We start from the raw sequence: 24,892 nt of genomic DNA on the forward strand, positions 1-24,892 counted from the left end.
CAACAATAACTAGAGTAAGCGCTTATCTCTAGGGTTCCCTGAAGACGGAGGGCGCGTTACTGCTGTTCGGGGAAGCCCACGAAGCGCGTCGAGACCACCGGCTCATCGCGGGAGAGCGCCAGGCCCTCCCACGGCAGCGTGACGAGCTGCTGCGCAAGGTAGTCGCGCGATTCCTCAAGCGTCGGCTGGCCGGGCACGGCCTCCCCATCGCGGATGAGGGGCACGGTGAGGTCGACGCTCGTGAGCCCAGGGAATTCCGGGGCTTCGTTGTGGAAGGGGTAGACGATTTCCTCGACGGCGGTGCCGCTCGCGCGATGGGTGCGCAGGGCCTTCTTCGCGCCGCCGGTCATGGCCTTGCCGCGCGACCGCTTGGCGACGGGGTGGCCCTCGACCTCCACGAGCTTGTACACCATGTGGGCGGTGGGTGCCCCGGAGCCGGTCACGACGGAGGTGCCGACGCCGAAGCCGTCGATGGGGTCGCCCCGGAGGCCAGCGATGGTGAACTCATCGAGGTCGGAGGAGACGAGGATCTTCGTGTTGTAGGCGCCGAGCTCGTCGAGCTGGGAGCGCACGCGCCGGGTGATGGCGCCGAGGTCGCCCGAGTCGATGCGCACGCCGCCGAGTTCGGGGCCAGCCACCTCGATGGCGTTGCGGACGCCCTGGGAGATATCGAAGGTGTCGACGAGGAGCGTCGTGTCGACGCCCAGCGCGTCGATTTGGGCCTTGAACGCGGCCTTTTCGTCCGGCTGGCCGTCGTCGTCGACGTGGAGGAGGGTCCAGGCGTGAGCCGACGTGCCGGATGCGGGGATGCCATAGCGGAACGCGGCCTCCATGTTGGATGTGGAGGTGAAGCCGGCGAGGTAGGCGGCGCGGGAGGCGGTGACGGCGGAGTACTCGTGGGTGCGGCGGGAGCCCATCTCGATGATGGGGCGGCCGTCCGCGGCGGTGACCATGCGGGCGGCGGCGGAGGCCACCGCGGAGTCCGCATTCATGATGGAGAGGATGACGGTCTCCAGGATGACGCACTCGGCGAAGGTGCCGCGGACGGTGAGCAGCGGGGAATAGGGGAAGTAGAGCTCGCCTTCGCGGTAGCCATCGATGTGGCCAGAGAAACGGAAGTGGCGGAGGTAGTCGATGGTGGTCTCGTCGAGGAAGTCGAGCGTGGACAGCTGCTCCTCGGTGAAGACGTAATCCTGCACGGCTCGAACCACGCGCGCTGTGCCGGCGACGACGCCATAGCGCCGCTCATTGGGGAGCTTGCGGGCAAACACCTCGAAGGTGCACAGGCGATCGGCAGTCCCATCTCTGAGGGCGGCCTCCAGCATGGTGAGTTCGTACTTGTCGGTAAGAAACGCGGTGGTTCGGTTTGACACGTCACTTATCTTATCGTTCGCGCGAAGTGGGAGGGGTCTACCCCTGAGCCCCTCATCTCTCGCTCCGCTTGGCTAGGCTGTGTGGCATGAGTGAGGTAGAAGATGTCACCCGTGACCGGACGGTGGTCATGAGTTCGCCGATGGCGACGCCCGAGCTGGACGAGAACATCGAGGTGGAGGTCATGACCGGGGAGAACCTCCCCTGGCTCTGCATCGTCTGGGATGATCCCGTCAACCTGATGAGCTACGTGGCCTATGTCTTCCAGACCGTGCTGGGCTACTCCCGCAAGCGCTCCCAGGAGCTCATGCGTCGTGTGCACACCGAGGGCAAGGCCGTCGTGTCGAGTGGTGAGCGGGATAAAGTGGAAGGCGACGTCAAAAAGCTCCACACCGCGGGCCTTTGGGCCACGATGCAGCAGGCAGGGTGATCTCCACGTGCAGCCATGGGTGAAAAAGAAGGGCCTCATGCGGCAGACGCGCTACCAGTGCGTCCTCGAGCCGCTCGAGCGCGAAATCCTCGGCAACATGAGCTCGGCGGTAGCCGAGGCACTCATCGAGCGCGCCCAATCCTCCCCGAAGGATGAACTCGCTGAGCTCACCGGCCTCTCCAGCGGCCACAGGGACGCGCCCGAGGACCCCGCGCTCGCCCGCCTGCTCCCCAACTTCGAGCGCGAGGGCGATGAGGAATTCGACGGCGACAACTCCCTCCTCCGCTCCTTCCACGAAAACGACATCATCAAGGCGAAGCTGACGAACCTCCAGGTCCTCAACACCGCCCTCGGTCCCGACGGCGGGGTGGAGGTCACCCTCTCCGAGGACGAAGCCCACGCCTGGGTCGCGGCGATCAACGATCTGCGCCTCTACCTCCTCAGCGACGGCGACATCGACGTGTCCCCCCTCGACCTGGAGACCGTCGCCGACTGGCTCGCCTTCAACCAGGACTCCCTCCTCACCGCGCTCCTCGACTAGCCTCCGCGCGCGGCGCAGCGACTGACTATGGTGGGTTAGCGTGACTACGCAGCAACCCCCTCTTTCGTCGCCGGGGCTCGGCGACCGCTCCGCCCCCATCGGGGTCTTTGACTCCGGGGTCGGCGGGCTCACCGTGGCCCGCACCATCATGGACCAGCTCCCGGGCGAGTCCATCATCTATATCGGGGACACGAAGCACAGCCCCTACGGGCCGAAGTCGCTCGCCCAGGTGCGCCACTACGCCACCGGCATCGCCGACGAGCTCGTCTCCCGCGGCTGCAAAATGATCGTCATCGCGTGCAACACCGCCTCCTCGGCGTTTCTCCGCGACGCCCGCGAGCGCTACGACGTGCCGGTCGTCGAGGTCATCGTTCCCGCCGTGAAGCGTGCCGTGGCGACGACGCGCAACGGCAAGATCGGCGTCATCGGGACGGTCGGCTCCATCACGGCGGGCGCCTACCAAGACCTCTTCGGCGCCAGCCCGAACGTCGAGGTCTACGCCCAGGCCTGCCCCCGCTTCGTCGACTTCGTCGAGCGCGGCATCACGACGGGCCCCGAAATCCTCGCGGTAGCGAAGGAGTACCTGCAGCCCCTCATCGAGGCGGGCGTCGACACCCTCGTCCTCGGCTGCACCCATTACCCGCTGCTCTCGGGCGTCATCCAGCTGGCCATCGGGGAGGATGTCACGCTCGTGTCGAGCTCCGAGGAATCCGCGAAGGACGTCGTGCGACGACTCTCCGACCTCGACCTCCTCGCCGAGCCCGGCACCGAGGTCACCCGCGTCTTCGAGACCACCGGCGACCCCATGCTCTTCGCCTCCCTCTCCCGCCGCTTCCTCGCACCGACGCTCACCAACGTCACCCAGATGCGCCAGTCCTAGCCCGCCCAAGTTCGATTCCGACGCCCATTCGTGGCACAGTATGACCATGGAGGTTCGCATTCTGGGCAGCTCCGGATCCGTGAGCGGCCCGACCAATCCGACCAGTGGCTACCTTGTCCGATCGACGAACGAGGCGCCCGTACTCGTCGACTGCGGCCCCGGGGTCCTCTCCCAACTGCAACAAGTCACAGACCCCGCCGGCACCCACGTGCTCTTCAGCCACCTGCACGCGGACCACTGCCTCGACTTCCCCTCCCTCCTCGTGTGGCGGCGCTTCCACCCGATTTCCCCATCGACGATGAAGCACGACCTCATCGGGCCCGAGGACACCCCCAACCACCTTGGGCGGCTCTCCTCCGATGAGCCGGACACCGTCGAGAGCTTCGAGGACACGTTCACGTTCCGCGCGTGGCGCGAGCGCCAGCCGGAAGACATCGCGGACCTCCGCGTGACCCCCTTCCATGCCGTGCACCCCATCCAGGCGTACTCCCTGCGCATGGAGGAGAGGTCGACGGGCACCGTCGTCGCCTATTCGGGGGACAGCGATTGGACGGAGGACCTCATCGAGTGCGCGCGCGACGCCGACCTCTTCCTCTGCGAAGCGACGTGGTGCGACAGCAGCGAGGGCAAGGCTCCCGGCATGCACATGAGCGGCCGCGAGGCGGGCCGGGCGGCGCGACTGGCGGGGGCGAAGGCCCTTGTGCTCATCCACATTCCGCCATGGGGCGACCCGGAGGCCGCGCTCGACGCAGCGCGCTCCGAGTTTGAGGGGCCGGTGTCGCTGGGATTAGCCGGCGACACCTGGCGCCTCTAATGTGGATAGCATGAGTGAATTTGTGCGTAAGGACGGCCGCTCCATCGACGAGATGCGGCCCGTGACCATCACCCGAGGCTTCACCACCAACCCGGCGGGATCCGTGCTCGTGGAATTCGGGCGCACGCGCGTGCTGTGCACCGCCTCCATCGAGGAAGGGGTGCCGCGCTTCCGCCGCGACTCCGGCGAAGGATGGCTCACCGCCGAGTACTCCATGCTCCCATCGGCGACGCATGAGCGGATGCCCCGCGAATCGATGCGCGGCAAGGTGAAGGGCCGCACCCACGAGATCTCCCGCCTCGTGGGCCGCTCGCTGCGCGCGGCGATCGACCTGTCCGCCCTCGGCGAGAACACCATCCAACTCGACTGCGACGTCCTCCAAGCCGACGGCGGTACCCGCACCGCCTCCATCACGGGCGCCTATGTGGCCCTCGCCGACGCGGTCGCCGTCCTCCGTGAGCGCGGCGTGCTCCCCCAGGGCGCCGACCCCCTCCTGCCACCCGTCGCGGCAGTCTCGGTGGGCGTCATCGACGGCCGCGTGTGCCTCGACCTGCCCTATGAGGAGGACTCGCGCGCGGAAGTAGACCTCAACGTCGTTATGACGGAGGAGGGGCGCTACGTCGAGATCCAGGGCACCGGCGAGCACAACACCTTCGATCGGGCGCAGCTCGGCGAGATGCTGGACGTCGCCGCCACGGGCTGCCGCCACCTCATCGCCCTGCAGAAGGAGGCGTTGGCGCGGTGAGCCTGCGGATCCACCTGGCGTCCAACAATGCCAAGAAGCTGAAGGAGCTCCGCCGTATCCTCGATGGGGCGGGGCTGCACGGCGTCGAGATCGTCCCCTTGAGCGACGTCCCCCCGTACCCCGAGCCCGTTGAAGACGCCGGAAACTTCGCCGGCAACGCCATCATCAAGGCGCGCGCCGGCGTCGAGGCGACGGGCCTCCTCTCCATCGCCGATGACTCCGGCCTGTGCGTCGACGCCCTCAACGGCATGCCGGGCGTGCTCTCCGCGCGCTGGTCCGGCTCCCATGGGGACGACGCCGCCAACAACGCCCTCCTTCTCTCCCAGATGGAGGATGTTCCCGACGGCAAGCGGGGCGCGGCGTTCGTCTCCACGTGTGCGCTTGCCATCCCCGATGGGGAAGTGGTCGTGTCCGAAGGCCGATGGGAGGGCACCATCCTGCGCGCCTGCCAGGGCGAGAACGGTTTCGGCTACGATCCCCTCTTCTCCCCGATGGAGACACCGGGGCGCTCCGCTGCGGAGCTGAGTGCTGATGAAAAAGACGCCCTGTCCCATCGGGGCAAGGCGTTGGCGGGCTTGGTGCCGGAGATCGCGAAGTTGGTGCGTTAGCGCGCGGGGTGATCGTCGAGTTGGAACTTGGCGGTCACCTCTTTGCGTCGGTTGGCTTCCACGAAGAAGGAGAGGAAGGGGACGACGCCGGCGATCGCGGTGGTGAACCAGGTGCGCGGCTGCCATCGGGCGCGGAGCCCGAGGATGAGCGTGGAGATGAGGTAGACCATGAACGCGACGCCGTGGACCTGCCCCATGTAGAAGAACCATCGTGGCAGGTCCATGTGGAGGCCGTAGTCGAGGACCATGCGCGTCACGAGGAGCAGCAGGCACACACCGGTGACCCATGCGGCGATGGAGAAGAAGGTGAGGGCCTGGCGGACGCGCCGCTTCCGGGCGGGGTGGATGCTGGGGGGTGTGGTGCTCATAGATGTGGGGACCTACTCGTCGGGGGTGCCGCGGTGTTGTTGGTTGAGCTTGTTGAAGGTGTCAACGTCGATGGAGGGGCGCGGCGGGAGGAACTCCTCATCGATCTCGGTGATTTCTTTGCCGTAGCGCTTTTCGTCGGCGGTGTAGAGCTGTTCCATGCGTTGCTCGTCGTTGCTGGCGTCGATGAGCTCGTTTTCGTATTCGAGGTACTTGCGGTACGCGTAGACGAAGAACGCGCCGAAGAGGGGCCATTGGAGGGCGTATCCGAGGTTTTGGAAGGTGCCGCTCCCGGATTGGAAACGAGTCCATTGCCACCAGGCCAGAGCGAACGTGGCGAGGACGGCGAGCACGAGGAAAATGATGGGGCCGACTTTCGCGCGCTTGTGGGCGCGCGGCGGGGTGTTCTTTTCCTCTGGGGTACTCACATCCCCATAGGATACCCGCGCCCCTGAGCGGTGTGGCTGCGGGTTGGTGCATTACACTGTCTCTCGCATTGCTGTGAGCGCCCGTGGCGGAACTGGCAGACGCGCTGGATTTAGGTTCCAGTGCCCTGAGGGCGTGGGAGTTCGAGTCTCCCCGGGCGCACAAGAGGGCCGCGCTGTCAAGCGTCGGCGGCTGGGGCTGTGGATAACGTGCGTTATCCACAGAATGAGGCGATCTGGGCGTGATGGGGGTGTGCACGACGCGCAGGCTTCGTAGTGTGACGGCATGACAATGTTGAGCCAATGGGCTGAGGTGCTCGCTCGGGGAGTCGATGTGGCCTGGGAAATCTATCTGCTCGGTACGCATGGGGACGTGGAACGCCACATCACGCGCTTGCTGCCGCTGAGCCCGCAGGAGGCGGGGCGGCTTCGGCGCCTCGCGACGCAACTCTTTGGGCCCGCCCCACGGGAGCTCCATGCTTTTCGGGCAGCGACGGTGGAGCTCGCGCGTCGTCGTCGCGTCGACCTCAATAGGCTGCTCGTCATCAATGTCGCGGCGGGCAAGATCCCGCAGCGGCACCGTCGAGTCCGCGAGGAGCTCTTCCGCCGCATGGTGGAGCGCGCCCCCGACCTGTCCCTCAAGGAGCTCAAGGCGTGGGGCAACCAACTCGTGGAGGAAATGCACCCCGACCAGGAGGAACGACGACGCCGAGCCGAAGCGCAGCGCGCCCTCCGCAATTCTCGGAGCGCCGACGCCGACGGCCTGCTCCACATCATGGTGCGCGGCCCCGCTGAGCGCGTCGCCCGCATGATCAGCGTCATCGAGGATGGGGCGCGCGCCCTCTGGTCCAAAGATGACGACATCCGCTTCGAACAAGCCAAATTCGACGCCCTGGAGCGCCTCGTGCTCGGCCACCCCATCCGGCCCCGCCACGACGCCGACCCCTGGTCCTCCGTCCGCTACCAGCCGGCCGTCATCATCTCGGCCCCGGAGCTCAGCCAGCAGCGCCTCATCGAGGATGAGAAGCGCCGCCAGTGGATCGCCACCACCGATGGTGCGATGCTCTCCATGGCCGATTACGTCAACCTCACCCTGGCCGACGAGGGCTGGGCGGTCGTCGTCGGTGCCGAACACCACCCCCTCAGCCTGCACCGCATCCGCCGCACTTTCTCCCCCGCACAAAAGGCCACCCAGGCGCTCATGCAGGTCACCTGCGCCGCCCCCGACTGCGACCGCCCCGCCACCCAATGCGAAGGCCACCACCTCACCCCCTGGTCGCAGGGCGGCACCACCACCATGGACAACATCGCCCTCCTGTGCCCCTCCTGCCACGCGAAGGTCGGCACCAGCCCTGACTCCAAGAACGACCGCCTCCACAAAGCCGACGACGGCCACCTCGAATGGATCAGCCCCGACGGCCAGCGCTACCGGAGCCGCCTGCCCATCGAATCGCTCAACGGCATCGCGCTGTCCCTCAACACGGGAGCCTAACTACGACAAATCCCGAAGAATCCTGGCGACGTGCCCCGTCGCCTTCACGTTGTAGCGCGCCAGTGCGACCGTCCCATCGTCGTTAAGAACGACCGTCGAGCGAATCACGCCTTCCGTGACACGCCCATAATTCTTCTTTTCTCCCCATGCACCATAGGCGGAGAGGGTCGTGTGCTCCGGATCGGAGAGGAGTGGGAAGGGGAGGTCATAGCGATCCTTAAAGGACGCGAGCTTGTCCGGCGTGTCCGGCGAAATCCCGACCACCGCGACCCCCATATCAGCAAGCTGCGACAAGTTATCGCGAAAATCACATGCCTCCGTGGTGCATCCGGGGGTGTTCGCTCGTGGATAGAAATACACGACCAGGCGGCCATGCTCGCGGAGGAGTTCCTCCAGCGAGCGAGGGGTCCCGCTCTCATCGGGGAGGGAAAAATCGGGGGCCTGATCGCTGGGTTCAAGTCGGTTCTGCTGAGTCATATGGCCCAGGATAGCTGCCAGCGCTAAGATAAGGTGTCGAAAAACCGTGAAAACATCCAGGGAGAAGTTTCGTGAGTCGTAGCATTGATGATATTCAGCGGGACATCGAGCGCACCCGTCACCAGCTGGCCCAGACCTTGGACCAGCTCGCGGAGCGCAGCCGCCCCCAGAATCTCGTGGATGACGCCAAGAACGGCGTCACCGAGAAGCTGCAGGACCCGACCGTGCAGAGGATTCTCGCCGGCGTGGGTGCCGTCGTCGTTGGGGGGATCGTTCTCGCGGTGGTTCGCTCCCGCAAGAAGAACAAGGATCTGAAGGAGATCCAGCGCCTTCTCTCGCAGCGCTAAATTCTCCCTTAGATCACGGACGCGCCGGCGCGACGCATCTCTTCCAGAGCTGCGTCCCCGGCGCTGTTGTCTACCGCGGCGCAGAGCTCGGAGAGTACTCGCACGTCGAATCCGGCCTTCACCCCATCGAGGACGGTGGCGCGGACGCAGTGGTCCGTTGCGATCCCACACACGTCGATGTGAGTGATCCCTCGCTTCCGTAGCCACGGGGCGAGCAGCATTCCTTCCGCTTCCCCTTCGAATCCGGAATACGCGGCCGTGGTGCGGCCCTTGAGGAACACGGCGGCGAGGAGGTCCTCGCGGATGGCCTCGTGGAAGTCAGCGCCTGTGCTGCCCGCCACGCAGTGGGGAGGCCAGGTGTCGAAGTGGTCGCCGGGGTCGACGTGCCAATCCTTGGTGGCGATTTGGACATCATATGCCTCGGCGCTCTCGGAAGCTTGGTAGCTGCCGATCAAAGTAGCGATTTCCGCGCCACGTGCCGTCGCCAGCGCCCCGCCGGGGCAGAAGTCGTTCTGTGCATCCACGATGATAAGTGCCTGTGCCATGGTCTTACTCTACTGATCCTCGATGGGGAGCGCTCGCAACCATGCTGCCGCCTCATGGGCGATGGTGACCGGTTTGTGGGCGACATCGAAGAATCGGCCGCGTTCGTCGGGCTCGAGGTGTTGGAGGGTGGCGAATTGGGAGGCAAGCAGGCTGGGTGGCATGAAGTGGCCGGGGCGGGCGGCCATGCGGGCGGCCATGAGCTCGTGGGAACCGTGGAGGTGGATGAAGAGGGTGTTGGGGGCGTGTCGGCGGATGGTGTCGCGGTAGGAGCGTTTGAGCGCGGAGCAGGCGATGACGCCGCCGGAGGGGTGGGCGGCGAGCCATTCGCCGATGGCGTCGAGCCAGGACCAGCGATCGTCGTCGGTGAGAGGGATGCCGGCGGACATCTTCTCGATGTTCGATGGGGGATGGAGTTCATCGCCGTCTTTGAAGGGGACGCCTAACTCGTATCCGAGGAGCGCGCCGACGGTCGATTTGCCACAACTGGATACCCCCATTACGACAACATGCATAGGTCCAGCATGCCTGTGCTGGCGGCCGTTCAGCAACTACGATGGGAGGACGGGGCGGGGCATGAAAAATCCCCCTGACCAGGGTATCTGGCCAGGGGGTAGATGGTGCGCCATCAGGGACTCGAACCCCGAACCCACTGATTAAGAGTCAGTTGCTCTACCAATTGAGCTAATGGCGCTCACCGTTGCGTGTGGGGTGGAACCCCGTTGCTCGGCAACGAAGAGAAATATAACACCACATCGCCGGAGAGGCAAAATTGGCAGGTCAGGGCCGGAAGTCTGTGTGCAGGATGAGGATCGAATAACGGTTCTGTTACATCCTGGCGTGGAGGCGGTTTCGGTTTATTTCATGTCCGGGGTGGGCGGTAGTCTATGAGGGCTGTCTTGATTTGAGGAAGGTGTAATTCCATGCAGCTTGGTTGGCGGGGATCCCGGTGGCGTCGGTCGGTGGCCGCATCGTTGTGTGCGGCGGCTCTGGTGCTTTCGGGGTGCACGATCGGCACGGATGGTGAGGACTCTGGTCAGGAGAACCAGCAGGAGGAGGCGAAGGCCCAGGCTCCGAAGATCTCCGTGGCTGATGACGCCACCGACATCAATCCCACCGAGCCTGTGACCGTGAAGTCCCTGGGCGACGGGCTGAAGTCCGTGAGCATGGTGAATGAGAGCGGGAAGGAAGTGGAATCCGAGCTCTCCCCCGACGGCATGAGCTGGACCACCAAGGAGAAGCTCGGCTACTACCGCACGTACACGGTGACGGCCATCGATAAGAATGGCGAGAAGTCGACGTCGACGTTCCAGACCACGCAGCCCGCGGCCACCGTCGACGCATGGCTGAGCCCCATCGATGGGTCGACGGTTGGCGTCGGCCAGACGATCAATGTGCGCTTCTCCGCTCCCATCGAGAATCGGGAGGCCGTCGAGAAGGCGATGGAGGTGCGCACCGAACCCGAGGTGGAGGGCGCCTTCTACTGGATCAGCAACTCGGAGGTCCGCTGGCGTCCGAAGGATTATTGGGAGCCGGGCACCACGGTGAGCCTCAAGGCGGACTTCTATGGTCTGGATCTGGGCCAGGGCTATTACGGCTCGGAGGATGTGGAGACCTCGTTCACGGTGGGGGATCGGGTGATCTCCATCGTCGATGATGCGACGAAGACCATGGAGGTCTACCGCAATGGGGAGCTGCTGCGCACCATTCCGGTGTCCCTCGGCAGCGATCGGTGGCCCACGCCCAACGGCACGTACATCATCGGCGATAAAAACGAGTCCCTCGTCATGGATTCCGAGACTTTCGGGCTCGCGCACAACGCCGGTGGTTATCGCACGAGGGTGAAGTGGGCCACGCAGATGTCCTACTCAGGGATCTACGTGCACGCCGCCCCGTGGTCCGTCTGGGCGCAGGGCAACACGAACACCTCCCACGGCTGCATCAACGTCACCGACGAAGCAGCTCAGTGGTTCCAGAACATGTCGAAGCGCGGCGACCTCGTCCAGGTGCGCAACACGAAGGGCGAGACGCTCTCCGGTTATGACGGGCTCGGCGATTGGAACATCCCGTGGGAGACCTGGAAGGAAGGCAACACCCAGGGCTAGCCGCCCCATCCTCGATGGGGCGGCGGCCCCGCCCCGCCCCATCGCGCATGAGTAAACCCCGGCAGTCCGTGAGGACCGCCGGGGTTTGTCTTCGGGGTGGATGACGGGGCTCGAACCCGCGACACCCAGGATCACAACCTGGTGCTCTACCAGCTGAACTACATCCACCATCGTTGCAGCAACTTGGCAACGGGAGATAGCTTAACTGATTTGCGGGGAATCACAAAAACCGCTGGTAGGAGGCGGTAGATTCGGCCGCGTGCTGGCGTGCTTCCTCGCTGTCGGGGCCGGGTTCGGGGACGAAGGCGGCGCGGCGGTAGTAGTCGAGTTCTTGGATGGACTCGACGATGTCCGCCAGCGCCCGGTGGGCCATGCCCTTCTCCGGCTGGTTGTAGTAGACGCGGGGGAACCAGCGGCGGGTGAGCTCCTTGATGGAGGAGACGTCGATCATGCGGTAGTGCAGGGCCGCATCGAGGCGGGGCATCTTCTCCCGGATGAAGGAGCGGTCGGTGGCGATCGAGTTGCCGGCCAGGGGGGCCGGGTGCTCGGGGTCGCAGTGCTCGTCGATGAGGCGGAGCACGGCGTCCTCCGCCTGCTCGAGCGTGATGGGTGAGCGTCGGATTTCCTCGGTGAGCCCGGAGCGGGCGTGCATCTCGGTGACGACGTCGTCCATCTGGGCGAGCTCCTCGTCGCTCGCGTGGACGACGAGGTCGACGCCCTCGCCGAGGATGCGGAGGTTCGCGTCGGTCACCACGGCGGCAACCTCGACGATGGTGTGCCGGTGGATGTCGAGCCCCGTCATCTCGAGGTCGATCCACACGAGGCGGTCGTACTTTGCGGGGGTCGGCTCAGGCCGCGTATCAGCCACGATGTGTCCTTTCCGGTGGGCTCTGCTTAGCCCATCTTGCGATAGAACCACCCCATGAGCGGGGAGAGCGCCGCGGTGGGGGCGACCTGCGAGATGGCGTTCATCGCCTTGCTCAGCGGCCCGGGAACGACGCGCCGCCGGTTGCGGGAGAGCGCCTCCAGCGTTTCGGTCGCGCAGTCCTCATAGGTGGTCCAGAGGAAGTCCGGCACCACCTTATCGACGATGGACTGCTCCTCCTCCGGGATCTGGGCCTCACGCACCGGGCCCGGGGCCAGGAGCGTGCAGTGCACGCCGGTGCCCTTGAGCTCGTAGTGGAGGGACTCGGTGAAGGTGTTGACTCCCGCTTTCGTGAAGACGTAGGTGGCGTTATTGGGGATGGGGAGATTGCCGGCCGCGGAGCCCACGTTGCAGATGGCGCCCTCGCCGCGCTGGACCATGGCGGGCAGGACCGCGTGGGTGAGGCGGAAGACGGCGGTCGCGTTGAGGGCGAACTGTCGGGTCTCGTAGTCCCAGTCTTGGTTGAGGAAGGGGCCGAAGCTCGCGATCCCGGCGGAGTTCACGAGGATGGAAATCGTGTGCTCCCCCATGTCTTCGATGAGGGCGGTGACCTCCTCCTCCTCGGAGAGGTCCGTGGGGCGGGTGAGGACGTCGACGCCGTGGGCGTCGTGCAACTCCTTCGCAAGGGCGGAGAGCACCTCGGCGCGCCGGGCGACGAGGATGAGGTTATGCCCGCCGCGGGCGAGTTCCCTCGCGATGGCTTCCCCGATGCCTTGGCTGGCGCCGGTGATGAGGGCGTAGTCGGTGCTGCGGGGTGGGGGCAAAGCCATGGGGAGGGACCTCCGGGGCAATCTCTTCAGGTGGAAATACAACAAGAGAGGGCTGGGTTACCCCGAAGCCCTCGATGTGGAGCGCGCCGTCGACGCGCGGGCGCTTTAGAGCAGCCCCTTGACCTTCTCGATCGTGGCGTTCTTCAGCTTGTCGGCCTTCTCCGGGTTGTTTTGGAGGTACTTGAAGCCGAGGTAGCCAGCGCCACCCACCGCGGTGACCGGCAGGACGACAGCCGTGATGAGGCTGAGCACGGCCTTGAGAAGGAAGCCGACGACCTTGAACGGGAACTTGAGGATGTTGAGAATCATGATTCTTCCCTTAATCAGTTGATGACCGTTGACTTGTCCGATCCTAGTTCACCTTGCTGGGACTTTCTCAAGGATCGCCGGCCGTGGGGTGTCTCGACGCCGTCTCGGCGCGCCCGAATCCCCGCGTGTGCCCAGGTGAGGCTGTGCGTGGCGTGACGCCGGTGGGCCTCAACGAATAATGAGGCGTTTATCTCAACGGGTGCCCGAGGCCGGGCACGAGCTCATGCAGCGCCCCCAGCAGGATTCGAACCCGCGACCAGCCGGGTAGAAACCGGATGCTCTAATCCGCTGAGCTATGGGGGCAAAGGAGGCGCAGCCTCCGACGGAGGATTCTAACCTAGCGAGGCGTCGGGGAAAGCGTCGACCCCCTGAAAGTGGTGCTGGTCTCAAGGGTATCGTGCATGGCATGGCATCCCCCGGTTCTGCAGGTTCCGTTGTCCAGAATGATGAGGCGGCACGCCCCCGCCCGACGTGGCCCTTGTACCTTCTGTTCTTCCTCGTGGCAGGTGTCGTGGGTGCGTGGATCTCCTTCGGGTTCCTCACGGATTCGCTCACCGCCCTGGGGATCCCGGATCCGGGGCCCCTCACGACCATCGGCTACCCATTCTTCCGCGCCGTGGGGTGGATGCTCGCGGCCCTTGCGGTGGGCTCCTTTTTGGCCTCGGGTTTCCTCATTTCCCCGCTTTTGCCGGGGGAGCGCGAGGAGCCCTTCGGCGAGGACGATGAGCGCGATCACCACCGCCTCATGACCGCCCGGCTCACCGTCGATGGGCACATGGCGTGCCGCACCGGGGCGGTGGCGCAGATCTGCTTCGGCATCATCGGCGTGTTCATGATTCCGCTGGCTCTCTCGGATGTCTCGGGTCAGCCACTGGTGGACACGATCTCGCCCGCGCACTGGGCCACCGCGGTGGACCAGGTGGCAGCCTCGCTGGCCTACATGTGGGTGGCGATCATCGCGCTCGTGACGGGTGTTTGCGGGCTCGTGACGAAGACGTGGAAGACGCAGCCGCTGCTGCTCATCGGCGCGGTTCTCTCCATCGTGCCGCTGGGCATGGAGGGGCACAACGCTACCGGCGGCAACCACGATTACGGCACGAACTCCTACCTGTGGCACCTGGTGTTCCTCGTGCTGTGGGTGGGCGGGCTCATCGGCCTCATCGCGCATGGGCGCCGCCTCGGGCCCGGGATGGCCACCGCCGTGCGTCGTTTCTCCTGGTTGGCCCTGGTGTCGGTGATCGTGATGGCGGTGTCAGGCGTCGTGAATGCCGTTATTCGGCTCTCGTGGTCGGATCTCACGACGACGGCCTATGGCTGGATCATCATTGGGAAGACCATTGGCGTGGTGGTGCTCGCGTTCTTTGGCTTCATTCACCGGGAGATCACTATTCCCAAGATGCGGGCTCGGGGCGGAAGCCAGCGGCTCTTCTTGCAGGTCTCCATCGTGGAGGTGGTGGTCATGGCCGCGGTGACGGGGCTCGCGATCACGATGGGGCGCACCCCGCCGCCGGTGCAGTGGAACTCGAGCTTTAGTCCGATGGCCATCGAGATCGGCTATGACCTCTATGAGAAGCCGACCGTCACCAACGTGTGGACGATGTGGCGCTTCGACATCATGTTCGGCACCCTGGCGCTCATCCTCGCGGCCGCCTACCTGTGGGGGCTGTGGCGGCTCCGGCGCGCCGGGGGATCGTGGTCGGGGGCGCGGACCTTCTGGTGGATGCTGGGCTGCGCGTCGCTTCTCGTGACGATGTGCTCAGGGATCGGGCTCTACATGCCGGCGACCTTCTCCGTCCACATGGTGGGACACATGATCCTCTCGATGGTGGTGCCGGTCTTCCTCGTCCTCGGCGCTCCGCTCCAGCTCGTCATCGAGGCGGCCCCGCCGGGGAAGCCGGGCGAGCCGGGCCTGCGCGAGTGGACGCTGGCGGCCATCGACAACCCGATCCTGCGCTTCCTCATGCACCCGGGCGTCAACACGGTGCAGTTCATCGTGTTCTTCTACCTCCTCTACGCCACGCCCTTCTACGCGCTGCTCATCTCCGAGCACGCCGGGCATCTGGGCATGAACTGGGTCTTCATCCTCTCCGGCTACCTCTACTTCTGGGAGATGATCGGCACCGACCCGAAGCCGGAGGAGCGCACCACCATGTCCAAGCTGGGGTGGCTCGTCTTCTCCATGCCTTTCCACCTCTTCTTCGGCGTGTACCTCATGATGCTCAACTCCATCCTCGCGGAGAGCTTCTACAACGACCTGCAGATCCCCTGGCCGCACGACCTCGCCGCCGATCAGCGCGTGGGCGGTGGCATCGCCTGGGCCTCGGGCTCCTTCCCGCTGACGCTCGTGTTCGCCGTGCTCTTCCGCAACCTGCTAAAGGAGGACAAGAACGAGGAAGCCGCAGAGGATGCGCGGCTCGACCGGGCCGAGCCCGCCCCGGCCGCGGAGAACGCCGAGGGGGAGCGGCGGCAGGTGGACGTCGTCGACACCGAGGAGGCCCAGCCCGAGAATTCCCTGGAGGCCTACAACGAGTGGCTCGCGCGCATGAACGCCGGCGAGGGGGATATCCAGGAGGAGTACTACTACCAGGAGGAGATGCCCGTGCGGGAGAAGGGGGAGTCGTGGTGGCAGCGGCGCAAGCGCCACAAGCGCGATGAGCTGCGAGAATTTGGCGACGACGACGCCTAGCGCAGCAATGCCCCGGCGTCAAGGGCGGGCGCGCCGGGGTGTGGATAACTGGGCGGGAGGGCGAGTTATCCACAGGGCTCGGCCGAGGGGGATGACGGGGGCGCGGCGCTGAGAGATCCTGTCGCTACCTCCTCCACAGGGGAGGGGGATGACAGACAAGGAGAACATCATGCCGCAGGTACCTATCACGGTGGTCGGGAACCTCACCAGGCCGCCGAAGCTCAAGAAGTTCGGGGAGAACCGCCACTGCTGTGAGTTCCGCATCGCCGCGAACCGCTCCTATATGGATGGCGGGGAATGGAAGCAGACGGATCAGCTCTTTCTCAGCGTGGAGGCGTGGGGGCAGCTGGCCCGCAACATCAAGGCCAGCATCAAGCAGGAGCAGGGCGTCAGCCTCATCATCAATGGGATCCTCACCACCCACGAGTGGCTCGACGCGGAGGGGAATCACCAGTCGCGGACGGTCCTGCGGGCGAACTCGGTGGGCGTGGATCTTTCGCGCTATGTCGTGGGCTGGCAGCGTACCGGCCAGCAGCCGAGCGGCGGGGCCGACGGCGTCGGCGTACCCGGGGCGGGTCGCGCGGACATCAACGTCGATCACCTCGTGGACGAGTTCTTTGACACGCCCCGCAGCACGAGCGTCGCCCAGGCGGAGGAGGTGCTCGAGGAGCAGGCCCCGGCTCCCTTCTAACCCCCGGCCCTCATGGGGTACCCTCTTCACTGAACTCTGTGCCATAAAAGAACGCAATGAAGGGGAACAATGGGCGAATTCATCTACACGATGAAGAAGGTTCGTAAGGCTATCGGTGACAAGGTCATTCTCGACGACGTCACGATGGCCTTCTACCCGGGTGCCAAGATCGGTGTGGTCGGCCCGAACGGCGCGGGTAAGTCGTCGATTCTCAAGATTATGGCCGGCCTGGACCAGCCCTCCAATGGTGAGGCCTTCCTGGACCCGGGCGCCACCGTGGGCATCCTCCTCCAGGAGCCCCCGCTCAACGATGAGAAGACGGTCCGCGGCAACGTGGAGGAGGGCCTGGGCGAGATCTTCGAGAAGAAGCAGCGCTTCGAAGAGATCGCCGAGGAAATGGCCACCAATTACACCGATGAGCTCATGGCGGAGATGGGCAAGCTCCAGGAGGAGCTCGACGCCGCCGACGCCTGGGAGGTCGACTCCAAGATCGACCAGGCGCTCGAGGCTCTGCGCTGCCCGCCGGCCGACGCCCCCGTCACCCACCTCTCCGGTGGGGAGCGGCGCCGCGTGGCGCTCGCGAAGCTGCTGCTCAGCGAGCCGGACCTCTTGCTCCTCGACGAGCCCACCAACCACCTCGACGCGGAGAGCGTCCTGTGGCTGGAGAAGCACCTCGCCGATTACCCGGGCGCGGTCCTCGCCGTCACCCACGACCGCTACTTCCTCGACCACGTTGCCCAGTGGATCTGCGAGGTGGACCGCGGGCAGCTCTACGGCTACGAGGGCAACTACTCCGACTACCTGGAGAAGAAGGCCGCGCGCCTCGAGGTAGCCGGGCGCAAGGACCAGAAGCTGCAGAAGCGCCTGAAGGACGAGCTCGCCTGGGTCCGCTCCGGGCAGAAGGCCCGCCAGGCGAAGAACAAGGCCCGTCTCCAGCGCTACGAGGAGATGGCGGCCGAGGCCGAGAAGTACAAGAAGCTCGACTTCGAAGAGATCCAGATCCCCACCCCGCCGCGCCTGGGCAACAAGGTGGTGGAAGTGAAGAACCTCTGTAAGGGCTTCGATGGGCGCACCCTCATCAAGGATCTCTCCTTCACCCTGCCGCGCAACGGCATCGTCGGCGTCATCGGGCCGAACGGCGTGGGCAAGACCACCCTGTTCAAGACGATCGTCGGCCTGGAGGAGCCGGACTCCGGCACCGTCGAGGTGGGGGAGACCGTGAAGCTCTCCTACGTCGACCAGAACCGCGAGAACATCGACCCGGAGCAGACCGTCTGGGAGGTCGTGTCCGACGGGCTCGACTACATCCACGTCGGCCAAAACGAGATGCCCTCGCGCGCCTACCTCTCCGCCTTCGGCTTCAAGGGTGCTGACCAGCAGAAGCCCTCCAAGGTCCTCTCCGGCGGTGAGCGCAACCGCCTCAACCTCGCGCTGACGCTGAAGATCGGCGGCAACCTCATCCTCCTCGATGAGCCGACCAACGACCTCGACGTCGAGACCCTCGGCTCCCTCGAAAACGCCCTGGAGAAGTTCCCGGGCTGTGCCGTCGTCATCTCCCACGACCGCTGGTTCCTCGACCGCACCTGTACCCACATCCTCGCGTGGGAGGGCAACGTCGCGGAAGGACAGTGGTTCTGGTTCGAGGGCAACTTCGAGGACTACGAGAAGAACAAGGAGGAGCGCCTCGGGCCCGACGCCAACCGCCCGGCCTCCAGCACCCACCGCAAGCTCACCCGCTAAGCGTGGATAGAGAAACGCCCCACCCGCTGTTGGGTGGGGCGTTTCCGCGTCTGATGCCAGGCAGCGAGCCTGCCGTGCTGCCTAGCTGCTCAAGTGCGGGCCCGTGCAGGCCCCGGCGACGGCGTCGACGACGGCATCGGGGATGAGCCAGTCATCCCCGATGGGAGCCACCGGGTCGATGGGGCCGTGGCGGAAGCAGTCGAGCTTCTGGCGCACCTGCTGGCCCGAGTAGACGGGGACGGAGCTGGAGCCGACGGTGATGGTGAGCGGCTGGCCGAGCCCGCCGGCGCCGGGAATCACGGTGCGCTGGACGTCTTCGGTGAGCTGCCCCGCTGGCCCATAGGTGTGGGCCGCCAGGGAGAAGCCCGGCCCGATCGAGGCGGTGGCGTTGATGGCCCCATTGTCGGACCAGCCGAACTTGGTGCCGCTCACGCCCGGGACGGTGGCGGTGCCATAGTCCTGGTGGTAGCCGTCGGCTGCGATGGGGGAGGCGGTGGCCATGCCGCGCATCATCGGTTCGGCGGCCGGGTCGTAGCGCACGGACTCCAGGAAGCGGGCGATGTCCGCGGTGGATGTGGTGGTGGTTCCCCAATAGCCGGAGTAATGGGAATCACCGAGCTGGTAATCGCGGAGAATGGAGGCGATCGCGTCTGGGTATTTCCTATCGAGGTCCGTGGCGGTGGCGTCTTCGGAGAATCGAATCATGTTTTCTACCCGGGCTTGGTCGCCGGGCTCGCCGTGGCGTAAAACCCAATATCCGAGATACAGCTTTGCCAGCGAGAGCGCCGGGCGGGATTCATACTGATTCGCCGTGCCTAGGGAATTGCCGACGCCATCGCGCATCGTGATTTGGGTGCGGCCGGGAACACCGACAAGGTCGAGGTCAAGAGCTGACGCGGTACCTGTACTGCAGAGCGCGACGGCCGTCGCTACGATGCAGGCCCTCATCACGGGAGAGCGCCGGATTGAGTTATTCATAGCACTGAATAGAATAAGCCGGCAGCTATGATCCGGCATAAAGGTTCAACCTTTTGGGATATTTATCTTTGCCCCATTCTTAGCCCTGAATCCGAAACGCTCGCGGGCCACGAGCTGGAGAAGCTCGCGGCACGAGGGGCCGCGCGCGTCTGCGGGGTATAGCATAGGGGCCTAGCCTCTCCACCCGACCCCAGGAGGTATGAGCGTATGCCGCAGTCGCAGCCGGAGATTCACCGGGCATCCGTGTCACTGCGTTGGACTGACTTTGACCGCTTCGGGCACCTCAACAACGCCCAGTACATTGAGATCGCGCAGGAGGCGCGGCTGGCCTTCGCGCAGGAGGAGTTCATCGGGCGGGGCCTGGACATCCCGGCCGTGTTTGTGCGGCACCTGGACGTCGATTACCTGCGCCCCATCCTTCCGGATACGGTCGTCGCGACGGTGGACACCGAGGTCGTGGAGATTGGTCGCACCTCGTTTACCACGCGCCAGGAGGTCAAGGATCGGCAGGGGCGCGTGGCCTGCGTTGTGGAGTGTGTGCAGGTGGCCGTCGACGTCGATACCGCCACCCCGCGCGCTATCACCCAGCAGGAGATCAAGGTGCTCACCCAAGCCACCGAGGGGAATGCGCGTGAGTGAGCGGCTGGAGATCGGCGAGGGTGCCCGGGGGGTGCGCACCCTCGTGGGGAGGGCGTGTGGTCTCGACGCGAGCACCCTGGCCCGCCTCCGCAATTACGATGAGTACAGCGTGGAGGTCGTCCTCCGCACGCCCTTTGATGTCTTGGCGTCGCGGCGCGCGCACGGCCGCTGTATCCGCGATGGGGCTGTCGTCGCGGCGCGCGATCTCTTGGAGGCGCTGAGCGGCCCGCTCTCTCCGACGCGCACCGAGCTGGAGATCGGCCCCGCGCACGACCCCTCGTGGCCCGGGTCGCTGCCCCCGCGCGAGGGCTTCGTCCTTCTCGACGAGATCCCGGCGGACGTCGTGCGCCGCCTCTCCGATGAGGGCCGGGCGCTGGCCCGGCAGTTCTCCGGGCCCCTGGGCCCACCGGCGAGCCTGCTCAATCAGACGGTGCTCACCGTCGAGGGCAAGACCCCGCGCTCCCTTCCCATGCGGATGATCTTCGCGTGCACCTCGCTGGGGCTGGTGCCGGGGCCGGGGGTGCCGCTGTCAGTGCCGAGGCATCTGCGGGTGTCGGCGTCGGGACGGTGGACGCGGATCGACGCGCCCTTCGGCACCGTCTACCACGCCGATCAGTCCGCCCTGTTGATGAGCATCCCGGCGACGCGCTCCCAGTGATCCCGGAGCTGCGCGCGGAAGGCGGGCGGGATGGTGTCCTCGTCGATGTCCTCGAGGGAGGCCTCCATGAGCTCGAGCCAGCGGAAGGCCGCCTCGCGGGAGATCGGGAAGTGCATGTGGCGCATCCGCAGGCGCGGGTGGCCGCGCTGCTCCGAATAGGTTGAGGGGCCGCCCCAATACTGGGTGAGGAAGGCCTTGAGCCGCCACTGCGCACCCTCCCAATCGTCCGGCGGGTACATGGGGGAGAGGATGTCGTCGGTGCGGACGCGCGCATAAAAACCGGCGACGAGGCGGTCGAAGGCCTCATCGCCGATCGCGTCATAGAGGGTGGTCATGCGCCCTATCCTAATGGAGTATTCGGGCCGCTCAGGGGGGGGCTAGGACTCCGATCCCTCCTTCTCCTCCTTCATTGAGGGGTGCCAGCCGCCAATCCCGTGCGGGTAGGGGGTGCTCACCCCTGCGGAGGTCATGTCGTTGAGCACCTTGCCCTGGAGGAAGCGCTGCACATCCCACTGGTGGCCAGGCAGCGTGCGCATCTGGATGCGGTAGGAGAGGTGATCGACCTCGAAGTCGGAGACGCCCTTCATCTCCGGCTCCCCGATGATGCTCTCCGCGATGGAGGGATCCTTCACCCAGCGGCGCACCGAGTCCTGGATGACTTCCCAGGCCTTCTCGGGATCGTTGGAGAGGCCGACCGGAATCTGCAGGCGCGCGATGGAGTACTCATCGGAGAAGTTCCCGACGCGCATGATCTCCCCATTGCGCACGTACCAGAGGGTGCCGTCGATGTCGCGGATCGTCGTGAGACGGAGGGAGACTTCCTCCACCTCGCCGACGATGCCGTCCCCAACGTCGATGGTGTCGCCGACGCCATACTGGTCCTCAATGAGCATGAAGATGCCGCTGATGAAGTCTTTCACCAGGGACTGAGCGCCGAAACCGAGGGCCACGCCGACGACACCGGCGGAGGCGATGAGCGGGGCGATGTTGATCTCGATGACATCGAGCGTGTTGATCACGAACCACGTCCACACGACGATGGCGACGGCCGATTTCCCGACGTTCGCCAGGGTGCGGATCCGCGCTTTGCGGCGCTGCAGCTGGGTGCGATCCAGGGCGCGCAGCTCGGCGGAGGGTTCGGAGTCACGCTCCCGGCGCTTCCGCGCGAGCGAGGGCAGCTTCCCCTTGGAGTCGATGTTGTGCTGGGCTGCCTTGTCGATGAGGCGGCGCAGGACGACGTGGAGGACGATCGCGATGACGAGGCCGATGAGGATCTCGATGGGCTTCTGGAGGAGCCAGTCCTTTGCCTCCGGGCTCTGCCACCAGGACGTCACCGATTGAACAGTGTGGTTGGTTGTTACTTGGAGTGAATTCGTCATACCAGGGGCAGAGTGTAGTGGCCGGATCGGAAGAAACCATAAAACCGGACTGTGAAGTCACTGAGCGGGCTGGCGGTATAGGGCGAGTGGTCCCGTTGTGGTGGACAGCTTGGTCTAGTAAGCTGCGACACATGACTGATTCTCATGACTGTCGCGCTGATGCAGGAACGGCGGCCCGCAGGGCCCGGAGGAATGACTCCGAGGCGGGGCAGGGCCCGGCCGTGGGTTTTCATACTCGGAGCATTCATGCTGGGTACCGGCCGGACTCTTTGACGGGAGCGATCAACGTTCCGATTTATGCGTCGACGACCTTCCAGCAGGACGGGTTGGCGCAGCTCCGCGGCGGTTTTGAGTACTCGCGCTGTGGGAATCCGACGGTGTCTGCCCTGGAGGACGTGGTGGGTGCTTTGGAGGGCGGGTTGTGTTCTCGGGCTTTTTCCTCGGGGATGGCGGCGACGGATACCGTCCTGCGCGCGGTGCTGAGTCCCGGTTCCCATCTGGTGATGGGCTCCGACGCCTATGGGGGGACGTTCCGGCTCATTGATACGACGTTCCGCGAGTGGGGCGTGGAGTACAGCATCGTGGATACGAGCGATGTCGACGCGGTGCGCGGCGCGCTGCGGGAGAATACGGCGCTGGTGTGGGTGGAGTCGCCGACCAACCCGTTGCTCGGGGTGAGCGATATCGCGGCCATTGCGGAGGTGACGCGCGCGCATGGGGCGAAGCTGGTGGTGGATAACACGTTTGCCAGCCCCTATCTGCAGCGGCCGTTGGAACTGGGTGCGGACGTGGTGGTGCATTCGACCACCAAGTATTTGGGCGGGCACTCGGATGTGGTGGGCGGCCTGGTCATCACGAATGATGAGGAGCTGGACAACGAGGTGCTCTTCCTCCAGGGTGGGGTGGGTGCCGTGCCGGGCTCCTTTGACGCATACCTTACGTATCGCGGGGTGAAGACCCTGGGCCTGAGGATGGAGCGGCATTGCTCCAACGCGCAGGCGGTGGCGGAGTTCCTCGACGCCCGGCCGGAGACCGCGGAGGTGCTGTATCCCGGCTTGGCGCATGACCCGGGCCACGAGGTGGCGGCGCGGCAGATGCGGCTTTTTGGCGGGGTGGTGTCGGTGCGCTTCCACTCGGAGGAGGCTGCTCGACGGTTCTGTACGCAGACGCGCCTCATTTCCCTGGCGGAGTCCCTGGGCGGGGTGGAGTCCTTGCTGGAGCACCCGGCGTCGATGACGCACCAGTCGGCGGCGGGCTCCCAGCTGGAGATCCCCGGGGATCTGGTGAGGATCTCCGTGGGGATTGAGGACGAGGCCGACCTCCTTGCGGATCTCGCCGCGGCGGTGGAGGGTTTGCCGACGGCCTAGTTGTCTGAGCTGGCCTCGGCGCCCCGCCGCGGGGAAGGGCGGGGCACGGCGCGCCGGGCGGGGCCCGGGCAGGGCAGGGCGCTTAGAGGAACTTCACCCCCTGGGCCAGGGGCAGCTCGCCGGAGTAGTTCACGGTGTTGGTTGCCCGTCGCATGTAGGCCTTCCAGGCATCGGAGCCGGATTCGCGACCGCCGCCGGTTTCCTTCTCCCCGCCGAAAGCCCCGCCGATCTCTGCGCCGGAGGTGCCGATGTTGACGTTGGCGATTCCGCAGTCCGAGCCCCGGGAGGACAGGAAGATCTCAGCTTCTGCCTGGTCGGAGGTGAAGATGGCGGAGGAAAGCCCTTGGGGAACGTCGTTGTGGAGGGCGAGGGCCTCGTCGAAGTCCCGGTAGGTGAGCACGTAGAGGATGGGGGCGAAGGTTTCTGTTTTCACGGTGGCGCTCTGACCGGGCATGCGCACGATGGCCGGTTCGACGTAGTAGGCGTCGGGGTGCTCGTCCTCGAGGACGCGGGCGCCGCCGCAGAGAACCGTTCCCCCTTCCTCCTGCGCGGAGGTCAGGGCGGAGCGCATCCCCTCGTAGGCGCCGGAGTGGATGAGCGGGCCGACGAGGACGCCCTCGTCGCGGGGATCGCCGATCTGGAGGGTGCGGTAGGCGGCGATGAGCTTCTCGGTGAACTCCTCGGCGATGGATTCGTGGATGATGAGGCGGCGCATCGTGGTGCAGCGCTGGCCGGCCGTGCCGGCGGCAGCGAACACTACCCCGCGGAGGGCGAGGTCCAGGTCCGCGCTGGGGGCGACGATCGCGGCATTATTGCCGCCGAGTTCGAGGAGGTAGCGGCCGAATCGGGCGGCGACCCGCGGGGCGACCTCGTGGCCCATGCGGGTGGAGCCCGTCGCGGAGATGAGGGCAACACGGGGGTCGTCGACGAGGGCCTCGCCGGCCTCGCGTTCCCCGAGGATGATGTGGTGGATGTCTGCGTCCTGTCCACAGTCAGCGACGGCCCGGGCGAGGAGGGCGTGCGCACCCAGCGCAGAGAGCAGGCTGAGCTCCGAGGGCTTCCACACGACGGTGTTTCCGCAGACAAGGGCGAGGGCCGTGTTCCAGGAGAAAACCGCGACCGGGAAGTTGAATGCCGAGATGACGCCGACGACGCCCAGCGGGTGCCAGGTTTCCATGAGCCGGTGCCCGGGGCGTTCGGAAGGCATCGTCTGCCCGTAGAGCATGCGGGATTGCCCAATGGCCAGCTCGCAGATATCAATCATCTCCTGGACTTCGCCTTCGGCCTCGGACATAGTCTTGCCCGCGTCGGACTGGACGAGAACGGCGAGGTCCCGCTTGTGCTCGCGGAGGAGCTCACCCCAGCGCCGGACGACGTGACCGCGCTCGGGGGCGGGAACGTCTCGCCAGGTGCGGAAAGCGGCCTCGGCCCGGCTGATGGTCTCATCGATGCCGTCGGCGTCGGTGGCGGGGAGGCCGAAGAGCTTCTCCCCGGTGATGGGCGTGCGGGTCTGGAGGTCCTGGGCGGAGTCGAGGAGGCTGAGGTCAACGCCGCAGGCGTCGAGGGCGGAGCGGATGGAGGTGGACAACGCGGTGGTCATGAGGGT

Annotated in this window: 28 protein-coding genes and 4 tRNA genes; 16 read left to right on the forward strand and 16 right to left on the reverse strand. The window is 65.8% G+C overall.

Features of this window, described 5'->3' with window-relative positions:
- Positions 1-56: 56 nt before the first annotated feature.
- Positions 57-1,373: a nicotinate phosphoribosyltransferase gene (locus L1O03_RS09630; protein WP_338026152.1), complete on the reverse strand. Its 1,317-nt coding sequence runs from the start codon at positions 1,371-1,373 to the stop codon at positions 57-59.
- An 86-nt stretch (positions 1,374-1,459) separates the two neighbouring features.
- On the opposite strand from L1O03_RS09630, the gene clpS reads away from it, so the two are divergent.
- From clpS to rdgB, 6 genes are read left to right on the forward strand one after another with little or no spacing between them, the layout of a single operon-like run.
- The gene (gene clpS / locus L1O03_RS09635; protein ID WP_236119573.1) at positions 1,460-1,801 is read left to right on the forward strand and encodes an ATP-dependent Clp protease adapter ClpS; all 342 of its coding nucleotides are present in this window, start codon (positions 1,460-1,462) and stop codon (positions 1,799-1,801) included.
- A 7-nt stretch (positions 1,802-1,808) separates the two neighbouring features.
- The gene (locus L1O03_RS09640) at positions 1,809-2,342 is read left to right on the forward strand and encodes a DUF2017 domain-containing protein (protein WP_236119574.1); all 534 of its coding nucleotides are present in this window, start codon (positions 1,809-1,811) and stop codon (positions 2,340-2,342) included.
- Positions 2,343-2,382: 40 nt separating this feature from the next.
- The gene (gene murI, locus L1O03_RS09645; RefSeq protein WP_236119575.1) at positions 2,383-3,222 is read left to right on the forward strand and encodes a glutamate racemase; all 840 of its coding nucleotides are present in this window, start codon (positions 2,383-2,385) and stop codon (positions 3,220-3,222) included.
- A 46-nt stretch (positions 3,223-3,268) separates the two neighbouring features.
- Positions 3,269-4,036, forward strand: coding sequence for an MBL fold metallo-hydrolase (locus L1O03_RS09650; protein WP_236119576.1), 768 nt, complete (start codon positions 3,269-3,271; stop codon positions 4,034-4,036).
- Positions 4,037-4,046: 10 nt separating this feature from the next.
- Positions 4,047-4,781, forward strand: a complete 735-nt coding sequence (rph, locus tag L1O03_RS09655; RefSeq protein WP_268914269.1) for a ribonuclease PH — start codon at positions 4,047-4,049, stop codon at positions 4,779-4,781.
- Positions 4,782-4,783: 2 nt separating this feature from the next.
- Positions 4,784-5,389, forward strand: coding sequence for an RdgB/HAM1 family non-canonical purine NTP pyrophosphatase (rdgB, locus tag L1O03_RS09660; RefSeq protein WP_236119757.1), 606 nt, complete (start codon positions 4,784-4,786; stop codon positions 5,387-5,389).
- Here the strand turns inward: rdgB and L1O03_RS09665 are convergent.
- Positions 5,386-5,757 carry a DUF3817 domain-containing protein gene (locus L1O03_RS09665; RefSeq protein WP_236119577.1) on the reverse strand — a complete coding sequence of 124 codons (372 nt, stop codon included), beginning with the start codon at positions 5,755-5,757 and terminating at the stop codon, positions 5,386-5,388. The two genes, rdgB and L1O03_RS09665, sit on opposite strands and share 4 nt — an antisense overlap.
- Before the next feature lie 12 nt (positions 5,758-5,769).
- Positions 5,770-6,120, reverse strand: coding sequence for a hypothetical protein (locus L1O03_RS09670; RefSeq protein ID WP_236119759.1), 351 nt, complete (start codon positions 6,118-6,120; stop codon positions 5,770-5,772).
- A 140-nt stretch (positions 6,121-6,260) separates the two neighbouring features.
- Here L1O03_RS09670 and L1O03_RS09675 point away from each other — a divergent pair.
- Together L1O03_RS09675 and L1O03_RS09680 are read left to right on the forward strand one after the other, a co-directional pair.
- Positions 6,261-6,343: transfer RNA gene (locus L1O03_RS09675), tRNA-Leu, on the forward strand.
- Positions 6,344-6,466: 123 nt separating this feature from the next.
- Positions 6,467-7,672 (forward strand): HNH endonuclease signature motif containing protein, encoded by a 1,206-nt coding sequence (locus L1O03_RS09680; protein ID WP_236119578.1) that lies wholly within the window; start codon positions 6,467-6,469, stop codon positions 7,670-7,672.
- Here L1O03_RS09680 and L1O03_RS09685 read toward each other — a convergent pair whose 3' ends face one another.
- Positions 7,673-8,149 carry a peroxiredoxin gene (locus L1O03_RS09685; RefSeq protein ID WP_236119579.1) on the reverse strand — a complete coding sequence of 159 codons (477 nt, stop codon included), beginning with the start codon at positions 8,147-8,149 and terminating at the stop codon, positions 7,673-7,675. It lies immediately after the preceding gene.
- A 71-nt stretch (positions 8,150-8,220) separates the two neighbouring features.
- Between L1O03_RS09685 and L1O03_RS09690 the strand changes: the two genes are divergently transcribed.
- Positions 8,221-8,496: a DUF3618 domain-containing protein gene (locus tag L1O03_RS09690; RefSeq protein ID WP_236119580.1), complete on the forward strand. Its 276-nt coding sequence runs from the start codon at positions 8,221-8,223 to the stop codon at positions 8,494-8,496.
- Between the two features lie 8 nt (positions 8,497-8,504).
- Here L1O03_RS09690 and L1O03_RS09695 read toward each other — a convergent pair whose 3' ends face one another.
- From L1O03_RS09695 to L1O03_RS09705, 3 genes are all read right to left on the reverse strand, one after another.
- The gene (locus L1O03_RS09695; protein ID WP_236119581.1) at positions 8,505-9,041 is read right to left on the reverse strand and encodes an isochorismatase family protein; all 537 of its coding nucleotides are present in this window, start codon (positions 9,039-9,041) and stop codon (positions 8,505-8,507) included.
- Between the two features lie 9 nt (positions 9,042-9,050).
- On the reverse strand, positions 9,051-9,554 hold the full coding sequence (locus tag L1O03_RS09700; RefSeq protein ID WP_236119582.1) for a gluconokinase: 504 nt from the start codon (positions 9,552-9,554) through the stop codon (positions 9,051-9,053).
- Between the two features lie 103 nt (positions 9,555-9,657).
- Positions 9,658-9,733 (reverse strand) — tRNA-Lys (locus tag L1O03_RS09705).
- Positions 9,734-9,962: 229 nt separating this feature from the next.
- Here L1O03_RS09705 and L1O03_RS09710 point away from each other — a divergent pair.
- Positions 9,963-11,144, forward strand: a complete 1,182-nt coding sequence (locus tag L1O03_RS09710) for a L,D-transpeptidase (RefSeq protein WP_236119583.1) — start codon at positions 9,963-9,965, stop codon at positions 11,142-11,144.
- 95 nt (positions 11,145-11,239) lie between these two features.
- On the opposite strand, the gene L1O03_RS09715 is transcribed toward L1O03_RS09710, so the two are convergent.
- From L1O03_RS09715 to L1O03_RS09735, 5 genes are all read right to left on the reverse strand, one after another.
- Positions 11,240-11,312, reverse strand: a tRNA-His gene (locus tag L1O03_RS09715).
- Between the two features lie 52 nt (positions 11,313-11,364).
- On the reverse strand, positions 11,365-12,012 hold the full coding sequence (gene orn / locus L1O03_RS09720; protein WP_338026153.1) for an oligoribonuclease: 648 nt from the start codon (positions 12,010-12,012) through the stop codon (positions 11,365-11,367).
- 26 nt (positions 12,013-12,038) lie between these two features.
- A complete protein-coding gene (gene cmrA, locus L1O03_RS09725; protein WP_236119584.1) occupies positions 12,039-12,839 on the reverse strand; it encodes a mycolate reductase in 801 nt (266 codons plus the stop codon).
- A 105-nt stretch (positions 12,840-12,944) separates the two neighbouring features.
- Positions 12,945-13,148 carry a hypothetical protein gene (locus L1O03_RS09730; protein WP_236119585.1) on the reverse strand — a complete coding sequence of 68 codons (204 nt, stop codon included), beginning with the start codon at positions 13,146-13,148 and terminating at the stop codon, positions 12,945-12,947.
- 229 nt (positions 13,149-13,377) lie between these two features.
- Positions 13,378-13,451: transfer RNA gene (locus tag L1O03_RS09735), tRNA-Arg, on the reverse strand.
- Between the two features lie 103 nt (positions 13,452-13,554).
- On the opposite strand from L1O03_RS09735, the gene L1O03_RS09740 reads away from it, so the two are divergent.
- The 3 genes from L1O03_RS09740 to ettA all read left to right on the forward strand — a co-directional run bounded on the left by L1O03_RS09740 (position 13,555) and on the right by ettA (position 18,265).
- Positions 13,555-15,834: a bifunctional copper resistance protein CopD/cytochrome c oxidase assembly protein gene (locus L1O03_RS09740; protein WP_236119586.1), complete on the forward strand. Its 2,280-nt coding sequence runs from the start codon at positions 13,555-13,557 to the stop codon at positions 15,832-15,834.
- A 169-nt stretch (positions 15,835-16,003) separates the two neighbouring features.
- Complete coding sequence (locus L1O03_RS09745; RefSeq protein WP_236119587.1) at positions 16,004-16,525, forward strand: single-stranded DNA-binding protein; 522 nt, start codon at positions 16,004-16,006, stop codon at positions 16,523-16,525.
- A 69-nt stretch (positions 16,526-16,594) separates the two neighbouring features.
- Positions 16,595-18,265, forward strand: coding sequence for an energy-dependent translational throttle protein EttA (ettA, locus tag L1O03_RS09750; RefSeq protein ID WP_236119588.1), 1,671 nt, complete (start codon positions 16,595-16,597; stop codon positions 18,263-18,265).
- 81 nt (positions 18,266-18,346) lie between these two features.
- On the opposite strand, the gene L1O03_RS09755 is transcribed toward ettA, so the two are convergent.
- The gene (locus L1O03_RS09755; RefSeq protein ID WP_236119589.1) at positions 18,347-19,243 is read right to left on the reverse strand and encodes a hypothetical protein; all 897 of its coding nucleotides are present in this window, start codon (positions 19,241-19,243) and stop codon (positions 18,347-18,349) included.
- A 207-nt stretch (positions 19,244-19,450) separates the two neighbouring features.
- On the opposite strand from L1O03_RS09755, the gene L1O03_RS09760 reads away from it, so the two are divergent.
- Positions 19,451-19,882, forward strand: a complete 432-nt coding sequence (locus L1O03_RS09760) for an acyl-CoA thioesterase (RefSeq protein WP_236119590.1) — start codon at positions 19,451-19,453, stop codon at positions 19,880-19,882.
- On the forward strand, positions 19,869-20,540 hold the full coding sequence (locus L1O03_RS09765) for a DUF8185 domain-containing protein (RefSeq protein WP_476695962.1): 672 nt from the start codon (positions 19,869-19,871) through the stop codon (positions 20,538-20,540). The genes L1O03_RS09760 and L1O03_RS09765 overlap by 14 nt, the downstream gene beginning before the upstream one ends.
- On the opposite strand, the gene L1O03_RS09770 is transcribed toward L1O03_RS09765, so the two are convergent.
- Together L1O03_RS09770 and L1O03_RS09775 are read right to left on the reverse strand one after the other, a co-directional pair.
- On the reverse strand, positions 20,495-20,875 hold the full coding sequence (locus L1O03_RS09770; RefSeq protein WP_236119592.1) for a globin domain-containing protein: 381 nt from the start codon (positions 20,873-20,875) through the stop codon (positions 20,495-20,497). The genes L1O03_RS09765 and L1O03_RS09770 overlap by 46 nt on opposite strands.
- A gap of 42 nt (positions 20,876-20,917) precedes the next feature.
- A complete protein-coding gene (locus L1O03_RS09775; RefSeq protein WP_236119593.1) occupies positions 20,918-21,919 on the reverse strand; it encodes a mechanosensitive ion channel family protein in 1,002 nt (333 codons plus the stop codon).
- 131 nt (positions 21,920-22,050) lie between these two features.
- On the opposite strand from L1O03_RS09775, the gene L1O03_RS09780 reads away from it, so the two are divergent.
- Complete coding sequence (locus L1O03_RS09780; RefSeq protein ID WP_236119594.1) at positions 22,051-23,286, forward strand: cystathionine gamma-synthase; 1,236 nt, start codon at positions 22,051-22,053, stop codon at positions 23,284-23,286.
- Between the two features lie 82 nt (positions 23,287-23,368).
- Here the strand turns inward: L1O03_RS09780 and amaB are convergent, their stop codons facing one another.
- The gene (gene amaB, locus L1O03_RS09785) at positions 23,369-24,886 is read right to left on the reverse strand and encodes an L-piperidine-6-carboxylate dehydrogenase (RefSeq protein WP_236119595.1); all 1,518 of its coding nucleotides are present in this window, start codon (positions 24,884-24,886) and stop codon (positions 23,369-23,371) included.
- Positions 24,887-24,892: the final 6 nt, after the last annotated feature.

It is taken from the genome of Corynebacterium uropygiale (genome assembly GCF_021568315.1).
In the GTDB taxonomy this organism is placed as follows: domain Bacteria; phylum Actinomycetota; class Actinomycetes; order Mycobacteriales; family Mycobacteriaceae; genus Corynebacterium; species Corynebacterium uropygiale.

Coding starts and splice junctions, on each gene's coding strand:
- clpS (WP_236119573.1), top strand. CDS start 1,460: ATGAGTGAGGTAGAAGATGTCACCCGTGACCGGACGGTGGTCATGAGT.
- L1O03_RS09650 (WP_236119576.1), top strand. CDS start 3,269: ATGGAGGTTCGCATTCTGGGCAGCTCCGGATCCGTGAGCGGCCCGACC.
- rph (WP_268914269.1), top strand. CDS start 4,047: ATGAGTGAATTTGTGCGTAAGGACGGCCGCTCCATCGACGAGATGCGG.
- L1O03_RS09665 (WP_236119577.1), bottom strand. CDS start 5,757: ATGAGCACCACACCCCCCAGCATCCACCCCGCCCGGAAGCGGCGCGTC.
- L1O03_RS09680 (WP_236119578.1), top strand. CDS start 6,467: ATGACAATGTTGAGCCAATGGGCTGAGGTGCTCGCTCGGGGAGTCGAT.
- L1O03_RS09685 (WP_236119579.1), bottom strand. CDS start 8,149: ATGACTCAGCAGAACCGACTTGAACCCAGCGATCAGGCCCCCGATTTT.
- L1O03_RS09695 (WP_236119581.1), bottom strand. CDS start 9,041: ATGGCACAGGCACTTATCATCGTGGATGCACAGAACGACTTCTGCCCC.
- L1O03_RS09700 (WP_236119582.1), bottom strand. CDS start 9,554: ATGCATGTTGTCGTAATGGGGGTATCCAGTTGTGGCAAATCGACCGTC.
- L1O03_RS09710 (WP_236119583.1), top strand. CDS start 9,963: ATGCAGCTTGGTTGGCGGGGATCCCGGTGGCGTCGGTCGGTGGCCGCA.
- cmrA (WP_236119584.1), bottom strand. CDS start 12,839: ATGGCTTTGCCCCCACCCCGCAGCACCGACTACGCCCTCATCACCGGC.
- L1O03_RS09730 (WP_236119585.1), bottom strand. CDS start 13,148: ATGATTCTCAACATCCTCAAGTTCCCGTTCAAGGTCGTCGGCTTCCTT.
- L1O03_RS09740 (WP_236119586.1), top strand. CDS start 13,555: ATGGCATCCCCCGGTTCTGCAGGTTCCGTTGTCCAGAATGATGAGGCG.
- L1O03_RS09745 (WP_236119587.1), top strand. CDS start 16,004: ATGCCGCAGGTACCTATCACGGTGGTCGGGAACCTCACCAGGCCGCCG.
- ettA (WP_236119588.1), top strand. CDS start 16,595: ATGGGCGAATTCATCTACACGATGAAGAAGGTTCGTAAGGCTATCGGT.
- L1O03_RS09755 (WP_236119589.1), bottom strand. CDS start 19,243: ATGAATAACTCAATCCGGCGCTCTCCCGTGATGAGGGCCTGCATCGTA.
- L1O03_RS09760 (WP_236119590.1), top strand. CDS start 19,451: ATGCCGCAGTCGCAGCCGGAGATTCACCGGGCATCCGTGTCACTGCGT.
- L1O03_RS09765 (WP_476695962.1), top strand. CDS start 19,869: ATGCGCGTGAGTGAGCGGCTGGAGATCGGCGAGGGTGCCCGGGGGGTG.
- L1O03_RS09770 (WP_236119592.1), bottom strand. CDS start 20,875: ATGACCACCCTCTATGACGCGATCGGCGATGAGGCCTTCGACCGCCTC.
- L1O03_RS09775 (WP_236119593.1), bottom strand. CDS start 21,919: ATGACGAATTCACTCCAAGTAACAACCAACCACACTGTTCAATCGGTG.
- L1O03_RS09780 (WP_236119594.1), top strand. CDS start 22,051: ATGACTGATTCTCATGACTGTCGCGCTGATGCAGGAACGGCGGCCCGC.
- amaB (WP_236119595.1), bottom strand. CDS start 24,886: ATGACCACCGCGTTGTCCACCTCCATCCGCTCCGCCCTCGACGCCTGC.